At 48.3% G+C, this 9,271-nt stretch carries 8 protein-coding genes; 2 read left to right on the top strand and 6 right to left on the bottom strand.

Going from position 1 to position 9,271, the window contains the following annotated elements:
- Both J4G07_21020 and J4G07_21015 read left to right on the top strand, forming a co-directional pair.
- A partial coding sequence (locus J4G07_21020; GenBank protein MCE2416469.1) for an Ig-like domain repeat protein occupies window positions 1-2,123 on the top strand: 2,123 nt, incomplete at its 5' end.
- A gap of 165 nt (window positions 2,124-2,288) precedes the next feature.
- Window positions 2,289-3,314, top strand: coding sequence for a PorV/PorQ family protein (locus J4G07_21015; protein MCE2416468.1), 1,026 nt, complete (start codon window positions 2,289-2,291; stop codon window positions 3,312-3,314).
- 91 nt (window positions 3,315-3,405) lie between these two features.
- Here the strand turns inward: J4G07_21015 and J4G07_21010 are convergent, their stop codons facing one another.
- From J4G07_21010 to J4G07_20985, 6 genes are all read right to left on the bottom strand, one after another.
- On the bottom strand, window positions 3,406-4,533 hold the full coding sequence (locus J4G07_21010) for a quinolinate synthase NadA (GenBank protein ID MCE2416467.1): 1,128 nt from the start codon (window positions 4,531-4,533) through the stop codon (window positions 3,406-3,408).
- Window positions 4,534-5,253: 720 nt separating this feature from the next.
- A complete protein-coding gene (locus J4G07_21005) occupies window positions 5,254-5,928 on the bottom strand; it encodes a hypothetical protein (GenBank protein ID MCE2416466.1) in 675 nt (224 codons plus the stop codon).
- A 125-nt stretch (window positions 5,929-6,053) separates the two neighbouring features.
- Entirely contained in the window at window positions 6,054-6,707 is a 654-nt protein-coding gene (locus J4G07_21000; protein MCE2416465.1) for a hypothetical protein, read from the bottom strand.
- Window positions 6,708-6,859: 152 nt separating this feature from the next.
- Complete coding sequence (locus J4G07_20995; GenBank protein MCE2416464.1) at window positions 6,860-7,732, bottom strand: PD40 domain-containing protein; 873 nt, start codon at window positions 7,730-7,732, stop codon at window positions 6,860-6,862.
- Window positions 7,733-7,859: 127 nt separating this feature from the next.
- Window positions 7,860-8,876 (bottom strand): NAD(P)-dependent oxidoreductase, encoded by a 1,017-nt coding sequence (locus J4G07_20990; protein MCE2416463.1) that lies wholly within the window; start codon window positions 8,874-8,876, stop codon window positions 7,860-7,862.
- A gap of 102 nt (window positions 8,877-8,978) precedes the next feature.
- Window positions 8,979-9,271: LamG domain-containing protein (locus J4G07_20985; protein MCE2416462.1), on the bottom strand; the 293-nt coding region annotated here is incomplete at its 5' end.

The following is a 9,271-nucleotide window of genomic DNA, read 5'->3' as shown; positions in this document are numbered from 1 at the left end:
TTGATGGCAGTATGGATGGGGAATATACGGTTCTTGTTGAGTTGGCAGATAAGGCGAAAAATCTGTATACAGTCGAACACTTGATTGTCTACGATACCCAAGCACCCACATTGGTGAGTACAGTACCAGCCGATGGTGCTTTACTTACAGAGGATGTTACAGAGATACAAGTGAAACTCAACGATGAGGGCGGTAGCGGTATTGATTGGGCGGTGACTACGGTAACATTGATTGATCCGAATGGTGCTGAAATATCAGGTGAACTCGTTAGCGATGGCGAAGCGGAGTTAACCCTCACTACCAGTCAACTTGTTGAAGATGGTCGATATATTATCCGGGTGCAAGCTGTTGACCGCGCAGGCAATGGAGACGCTACCGACTTTAGGCAGAGTTTTATCTTGTCAAGACGTTTACCTGCCATCGTTTCAACAGAACCAATTACAGCACCAGCGGATGAAGCGTTTATGAATGAGGAGCTTGAACTGATAGAAGTAACCCTCGAAACGGATGACGAAAATCACTTGTCAACACTTCGTTTACTAAATCCTGCCACTCAGGTCGTCGCCGGGCAACAAGAGCGGAAAACTGACCAATTAATCTATAATCTCGTCCGCCCACTCGCTACCGACGGGTCCGAAGATGGTGTTTATACTATTGAGTTTACGCCAATCAGTGCTTCTGGACGGAGCGGTGAAGTTCAACGATTAACCTTCACTTACGATACACAAGCACCCGAAATTGAGCCTGATGAAGCGATTAACCTTGTTGTTGCAGAACCTGAGGTGAATAATTCTCTGACAGAAATTCATGTCAATCTTACCGATGTAACGTCCGGAATTGATTGGGAAAACCTTGATGAGAAATGGTTAACCTTTGAACGGCTCTCACCAAATCCAACCAAGATTTCAGGACGAATCTCTGACGATGGACAAGACAACCTCACTTTCCGGCTGACTGTCCCTCTTGCGGACAACGGTTCCGCAGATGGTGAATATCGAATTACCCTTAACCCTAAAGACCGGGCAGGTAACGACGATGAACCTTATGAAAAGGTTTTCATCTACGATACGAGTCCACCGATGATTGACCCGAGCACGTTACTTATCAATGAAGCACCCCTCCTTGTTGACATCAATGCGGAAAGTTATCCGACTGCGGTTTCGACAACTGGTGGTGTTGTCATCCAGGCAAACATCTTTGACACAGGCTTAGGGGTCAACTTGGCGCAATCGAAGATTAGTGTGACAAGCCCGGATGGATCGGAGATTTCTGGAAGTACACAGCAGAATGGTGTGGACACTCTCATTTTCAAATCCGATGGACTTACGATGCAAGGTGTTTATAAAGTCACGATTATGAGCATCGGGAATGACTCCGAACTCCTCGGATTCGCACCAACCGATTCGCTGACCACCGAATTTTTGTATGAAACGACCGTACCAACTGCCGCTATAACGAGTGATGGTGGTGAAACCGAACTCACTGATAAAGCATTGCCATTAGAAGGCACAGCCTCCGACCCAAGTGGCACACAGCGGGTCGGTGACGGCGAGATTACAGTTCCAGCATCTGGCGTGTGGATCGTTGAGATCGTCGGTACTGGACCCGACAAACAACCCATAGATCCTGTTGCGGCTGTTGATGATAGCGATGCAGAACAGGAACCGTGGAGCGTCTGGTCCATTGACTTCCTGCCAACACGTTCTGGTGAATACGACTTAGATGTCCGAGTCACTGACAATGCGGGGAACTACGAGGTTTACGACATTGGTGAGTATACCATGTCTGTGTCGCTCACCTTCCGGGGGACAACCTTTGGATGGCCAAATCCACTTCGACTTTCAAAACGGGATGTTGCCTTCTTCTCCTTTGATGTCAATGTGCCACGCGGCGATACGATTGAACTCACACTGAGTATCTATGATTGGAGTGGTGACATGGTGCTCTCCCAAACGTATCCCGATGTTGTATCAGGACAGCGCAATGATCAGTTGGTGAAATGGAATCTGGAGAATCAAGCGGGCACCCCTGTCGCACGAGGACTCTATGTCTTCAGATTGGAAGCCGTCAATTCAGCCGGAAATCGCGCCAACGTTGTCGGAAAAGTGCTGGTCGTTGATTAGAGTAGCGGTCAGTGGTCGGTAGAACGTGCGGCAGTTGAAAATTGCTTCGCGGTGAAAATCATGTCACGAACGAGTCACTGGAAACTGCCTTTCCGCTGGTGTATAGGTAATTGTGGGTTTTAGTAAAAAAGAATGGGCACCCTACGAGGAGACCATAATTAAAAAATGAAAATAAACTGCTCACCTTTAAGAAACTTGTATAGGATGATCGGAAATCTGCGCGTAATTAAAAAAATCGCAATAGTGCTTCTCATAGTAACTGTGGTTACCCCAAGCGCGCACGCAGTTAGTATCCACGATGGAGCGGGAACAGCTGGTGCTGCTTTCTTAAAAATTGAAGGTGGAAGTCGGCCTGTTGGAATGGGGGGTGCCTTCGCTGGACTTGCGAATGACGTTAACACTATCTTTTGGAATCCGGCAGGGTTAACCGCTGTCCACGATCAGGAACTGACCGCAATGCAACACTTCTCATTTGCGGACATTAACAATCAAACCATTGGATACGCACAGCGGATAGATCGGCTCGTCTGGGGAGCAAGCTTTCTCGGAAGTTTCACTGAAATTGAACGCCGGCAGGGACCAACGGAAGATCCAGATAGTACTGTGACAGTCGGAGGTTTCGCTACGGGGTTGTCTCTCGCCTACCCGCTTGGCTCAGCAATGTCAGTGGGTGGCACGGCAAAGATAATTTCGCAACAATTGGACATTCAGAATGCTTATGGTATTGCAGCAGATGTCGGTGTAATCTTACGTTTGCTTGACAATCATCTCGGCATTGGGGTTGCTGTCCAAAATGCTGGGGTCTTAGATGGTGGGGAAAATCTGCCGATGGCGATCCGGGCAGGATTGGCTTATAGAACGTGGAAACAACCGGCGGAAACCGAAACTGAGGACGTCACACCTCCGCAGGAGGTGTGGGCATTTGTCGCAGACGCAAATCTTCCGCTCATTGATGCAAATCCGAGTTTTCACATCGGGGCAGAGCGGTGGTTTTACAAAAGCATTGCTGCGCGTATCGGATACCGAATCGGGATGAATGAGAATCCCAGCGATGGATTGGCACTCGGTATCGGTGTGCGACGCAGTGGCGAAGATGCGTTAGCGAACATTGACTTCCAGTTTGACTACGCTTTCGTGCCGGACGCGTATGTCGGCAATGCGCATCGCGTTTCTTTCATCACACGATTTTAATGGCTTTCGGCTGTCGGCTATCAGCCATCGGTCACAAGAGATTTTGATTCACCTCTTAACTGACAGCCGACGGCTGATGGCTTTCGGCTAATTACACACTTGCTTCAAGCATTCGCTGAATCGGTGTGCGGGCTTTATCAATAACTTCCGGATTCAGTGTAATTTCGTATTCACCGAGGTCTGCATTCTGATCGATCGCTTCCAGAATATTCGCTATTTTACCCAAACTCACCTGTGCCATGTGTGAGCATCGGACGGAGCAAGCAGTCCAAAATTGGACTTCTGGAAATTCTTGTGCCAGATTTGAGGTGAGTTCACATTCCGAAGCAACAAAAGCGCGCTCAAGTTGGTTTACCGCGACACGTTCCGCTATATCCTTCATAATCTGACTGGTACTGCCGTAAAAATCTGCTTCCTGTAAAACGTTTGGACGACATTCCCAGTGCGCGTATAATTTGCGGAGCAGATGCCCTTTCGGAATTTCAAACGATTCTCGGATTCCGAGTAGGTCATCAAGTGTGAACCTTTCATGAACTTCACAGACTGCGCCGCGCGCTGTGTTGTCTTTGCCGGGATAGACGACATTTTTCTCGCCTTTCAATTCTTCCTCTAAATTCTGTGCAAAGAAGATATCGGGCACGAAAATCACTGTGTCCCCTGGCATCGTTTTTGCGATGTGTGCTGCATTTGCTGATGTGCAGCAGATATCCGATTCTGCTTTCGCGTCGGCGTAGCTATTAACGTAAATCATCACTGGCGCGCCCGGATAAAGAGCTTTCAACTCCTTGACATCTTCAGCACCGAAGTTATCGGCGAGTGAACAACCTGCTGTCTTATCTGCAACCAGCACTGTTTTGCTCGGATTCAAAATTTTCGCTGTTTCTGCCATGAACGGCACGCCGTTGAAAATTAGATAGGGTGCTTCTGTGTTTGCAGCGTACATGCTCAGGCCGAGCGAATCACCCTGTTCCTCTTTTTCAGAAAGTCCAAAAACCAGTGGCTCCATGTAGTTGTGACCGAGCATCACAACGTTGTGCTTCTGTTTCAGGGCCCGTATCTTGTGGATAGTCTTTGCATGGGCTTCTATGTCGAGAAACGTTAAACTTGGATGGTGACGGTTGTACAATTCTTGTTTAACGTCCTCAAGACTCAATTCTGTCGTACAATTCGGTGCATCTGTTGTGTCGGGAGTTTCTCCCTTAGAATGCATGACAGTCATCTTTACACGCTCCGAGTAGATCGCTAATTAGGTTTTTAATGGATTGCTCCTGGACCGCTTTCCACTGTGGGAGGGGTTTGTAACCCCGATTCTTCGGACTGAGATTGAAGATTTTTACAGGTTTTCAATCTCCTCAATATGGGTTGGCAATCTGTACCCTAAGTAGCGACTCTTTTTTAATCGTTCCAATTAGGATACACGCAAAATGTTTTTTTGTCAAGGTTAACACACTTATGAAAAATTTATGTCAAATTTTCTGTGAAAAAACAAAAAAAATATGTGCTTTTGTGCTTATTTTGTGCCTAATTTCGGGATTAACACCAACTGCGGAGGGTATTTCGGTCAAATTAAGAGGGAAGATAGCCTTGGGAGGGATTCTTTCGGGGTTAGCGTATACGACTTATGCACTTGTAACGCGCGACAAGCGGGCAATGGAGAAGTTAAAACTTCACCTCGGCCCGCCTGATCGTGTTGTCCAATTTGAACGTGGTTTTGATCGATGGCGCATCGACTATTACGGAGAGGAGTGCTATCTGTTTCGCAACAATCGTTTAATAGGGGCAAAACCACTGGAGGCTTCCTTTTCCATTGATGCTGCCCCAGTGAAACTTGGCTGGAAGACTGGAAGGCTGCAAGCGGGGATGGAAGGATGGAAGGATGGAAGAAAGAAACGCCCTTCCACGCTTCCGATCTTTTACTCGCCTGTTCTTCCACCATTTCTCATTGATATGCCTGTTTCAGGGAGCCCCATGTGGTTGCGGCTTTACCTTTCGCGTCCACAGCGAGCCCCTCAATTTGTATCTTCCTGTCTTTATCGGTTGGAAGACGAACGTTTGCTTGGTCGGCAGCCGTGGCTTTCACGTTAGTCGTCACGAAAATTGCGTCCAACATCGTAGCATCTTCCCGAACGCCGATACGTAGGAGCGTTTCACCGGCTTTATCAAACTTCCATTCTCTGTCAAAAGTGCCACCATCTAACCAGTGATTGATGCGATCCCAATGCCAAGCGGCACCTTGCGCGACGCCCCAGCGGAACTCAGTATTCTGGGTTGCTTGTGCATTTTCATCCGGGTCAGCGGGTTGCCATACGACCCAGAAGGAATCGCTGTTGCCATCCCATGCGATAACGTGTCCCCAGAGTGCGTACTTCCCGGGTTCAGGGATGTTGATAATAAAGTCGGCGTGTCCTGTACCACCGCCACCAGCTACCGGCTCACCTTCCATCCAGATGAACTTTTTATCAGATGCATCTTTATCGTCTGCAATAATCATCGGTTCTACAATCTCTTGCGCTAATTCGGCTTCGAGAGCAATTTCGACCTCAGCACCAAGTCCCACAATACCGCATAAAAACGCTGTCAGTATAAGCATCGGAAGAATTATTCCGTATTTCACCAAAATGCTCCTTTCTTTATAGCCGTCAGCTGTCAGCCGTCAGCCGTCAGTAAAGAGGGTGTTTTTAGCCGTAAAACCTCTTACTGACGGTTTCCGACGGTTTCCGATAACCGACAGCCATTCTTCTATTTACCCGCTTTGAGTCTGCCCCACGTTGTAGCGAGTTTATCTTGTGGCTCGACAGGCGTTAAGGAATCTTCAGGAATTGGATCCCGTGGACCTGCTTCCGCTTCGTCTTCAGAGAGATTGTCAGTGATGAAGATCACATCCAGCATCGTAGCATCTTCCCGAACGCCGATACGCAGTGTTGTGTCTCCAGCTGCTTCTATCTCCCATTCCCGTTCAAAAGTGCCGCCGTCTAACCAGTGGTTGATGCGATCCCAGTGCCAGTCGTTGCCTTGCGCGACACCCCAGCGGAACTCAGTATTCTGAGTTGCTTGCGCATCTTCATCTGGATCGGCGGGTTGCCATGTCACCCAGAAGGAATCGCTATTGCCATCCCATGCGATGACTTTACCCCAGAGGGCATAGGTACCGGGTGCGGGGATATGCAGCGTGTATTCCGCCCAACCTTCACCACCGCCACCAGCAACGGGCTCACCTTCCATCCATATAAACTGTCCACCGGAAGCATCTGCGTCGTCGGCGACGACCATCGGTGCTTCGATCACATCTGCCATCTCTGCCTCAATCGCGCGCTCATAGCCGTAACTCATGCCGCTTGTTAGCAGTATGCCAAACATGAAAAGCGTACCTAATACTAACATTTTGAAACGCATAAAAGTATCTCCTTTTTTAAAGTTATCAGTTGTCAGTTGTCAGTTAAGAGGTGTTCGTGAGTCCCAAGCCTGTAGCTCGTAATGAAATGGAGAGCGGATATAAGGGACGCACGTGAGCGTCGAAACGCACGTTGTTCCTCCGCAAGGAATAATTAAAAACCTCGAATTTTGCCCCATTGCTGAATCTGTAATGTTGACGGTTCTATAGGCAAAACGTCCGAACCGCTGAACCATTTCGGTTGTGCCGCCCATGCTCCATTGTTAATCAATTCACGACGTTCGGTTCCATCGGTATGCATCAGGTGGATAACCCATCTGCCGTCCTTTTCAAATTGAAAGGCAAGCGTTTTGCCATTTGGTGCCCAAGCAGGAACTGCCTCATCAGTTGGTGTGTCGGTGAGTGCTTGCTTGTTCCCACCATCAATTGCGTCCATGATATACAAATCGAAATCAGCGAGTTCTGCCTCTTGATGCATAGACGCGTATACAATCCGTGTGCCATCGGGCGACCAAGCGGGATAGGTGTCCATCAGGATTTGATGTGTCAATCGCCGTTCCACCCGACTGCCTGCATCAATCACATAGATATCCCAGTTAAGTTCCCGTTTTGAATGGAAAACTAAGGTTTTTCCATCGGGTGCCCACGACGGGGCTTCATCTTCAAATGGATTATCGGTGAGGTGGGTTACCTCGCCGTTATCGAGGTGGAGCAGATAAATGTTGAAATGCCCATCTCGATTTGAGGTGAAAGCAAGTCGCTTACCATCGGGAGCCCAAGCTGGAGCCTTATCTGTTGCGGGGTGGTGTGTTAAGCGTCGCTGATGGGTACCATCAGCCTGCATCACATAGATTTCATGATTCCCATCGCGCCGAGAGAAGAAAGCGATCTGAACGCCATCAGGTGCCCACGTCGGATAATAATCCGCAGCCGGATTGTTTGTAAGATTCACTGGACGTCTGCCGGTCGTATCTGTCAGGTAGATTTCCCAATCACCACTCACGTCCGAAGCAAAGGCAATAATCATCGGTGGGTGCAGCTGGCACAAAGCACTACTGATTAAAAGGGCAAACGTCACAAAAATACAGCCGAACCGTATGCTAACAGAATTCGCATTTTTTGTCTATGTTGTTTTTAGAGTCCAGTCCGAAGTGTCAGAATTTTCCGTCACGTACCTCGAAATGCGTCGGTTTACGGAGTGTTGTGCCGCCTATCCGAACCCATTCTGCTGTCCACTCGATCATTTGCTCCAAAGAAACACGTGGGTATCCAAATAGACGATGACACCGAGATGCATTACTTAGCAGTGCGGTTTCTGCCTCTTCACCCTCGAACCGTGGCGGTTTGTTGAAAAGCGCGCCGAAACGTGAAGCGAGGTATCGGACAGAAACAGTCTCCGGTCCCGTCACATTAAGGATCAATGGAGGGCTTTGGCAGTGTGCGAAAACTCGCAAAGCCACAGCATTGGCGTCTCCTTGCCATATCACGTTCACAGTGCCCATCTCAAGTGAAATTGGTTGTTCTGTGTAAACTTTTTCAGCGATATCCAGTAATATCCCGTAGCGGAGGTCGATCGCGTAATTTAAGCGTAAAATCGCCATAGGTATACCGAATTGCGATGAAAAGTAGGTACATATCCGCTCACGACTCAGGCACGATTGTGCATATTCACCGACTGGAACAGGGGGTAAACATTCTGTCGCGCCCCCATGGGAGGTTGGGGTCAGCGGGTAGACGTTCCCTGTTGAAAAAACGACTAACTGAGAATCTCTGAACTTATTTGCCACGCGTCCTGGCATGTAACTGTTCATTGCCCACGTTAAACTTTCATTATCTGTGGAACCGAACTTCCGACCTGCCATCAAAATCACGTTTTGAATGTTAGGCAGGTTTTGCAAACAGTCTTCTGATAATAGATCCGCGGCGATCGTTTCAATACCGGCTTCGTGCAAATCTTCTGGCACGCCCGGTGTCGAAAAACGGGACACACCGATAACCTTTTTGGTTATCCCTGTGAGATCAATGGCGCGTTTCGCCTGTTTGGCGAGCGTCGGTCCCATCTTTCCACCAACACCAAGGATAAGAATATCCCCCTCCAGCGCCGTCATTGACGCTATCACTTCGTCTGTCGGTTCGGATAAGTATGATTCTAACTGGGTTTCTGTTTTTATCAAGAGAGGTTAAAAACTTGGTGACGATTGGAGAATTTTCATCGTCTGTATCTGAAACAGGTGTGTTTCATGGACAGGTTCTGAAACCTGCCCATGACTTTTCTAATACTCAGCCTTAATTGCCGCCCACGTAGTGCTCAATTTTTCCGTAGGATCGACAGCAAATAAAACACCGTTGTTCATATCGGCTTTAATCTCATCCTCACTCAAGGCGCGTGTATAGAAGGCGAACTCATCGATAAACCCATTCAGGTATTGAATGTCTGCCTCGTTGTCCTTACCGAGAACGATGGCACCCGTAGGCGCAGCGAAGATTGTGAATTTACCGCTCCAATCCGTTTCACTGACGACTTTACCGTTAAAATAAGACTTCTGAACTTTGCCGTCATACGTAC

Source organism: Candidatus Poribacteria bacterium (assembly GCA_021295715.1).
In the GTDB taxonomy this organism is placed as follows: domain Bacteria; phylum Poribacteria; class WGA-4E; order WGA-4E; family WGA-3G; genus WGA-3G.
The sequence above is the reverse complement of the archived record's forward strand: the minus strand, read 5'-3'. Positions and strand labels throughout refer to the sequence as shown.

Excerpts from the sequence above, each read along its gene's own strand:
- J4G07_21015 (MCE2416468.1), top strand. The coding sequence starts at position 2,289 with ATGAAAATAAACTGCTCACCTTTAAGAAACTTGTATAGGATGATCGGA.
- J4G07_21010 (MCE2416467.1), bottom strand. The coding sequence starts at position 4,533 with ATGACTGTCATGCATTCTAAGGGAGAAACTCCCGACACAACAGATGCA.
- J4G07_21000 (MCE2416465.1), bottom strand. The coding sequence starts at position 6,707 with ATGCGTTTCAAAATGTTAGTATTAGGTACGCTTTTCATGTTTGGCATA.
- J4G07_20995 (MCE2416464.1), bottom strand. The coding sequence starts at position 7,732 with ATGATTATTGCCTTTGCTTCGGACGTGAGTGGTGATTGGGAAATCTAC.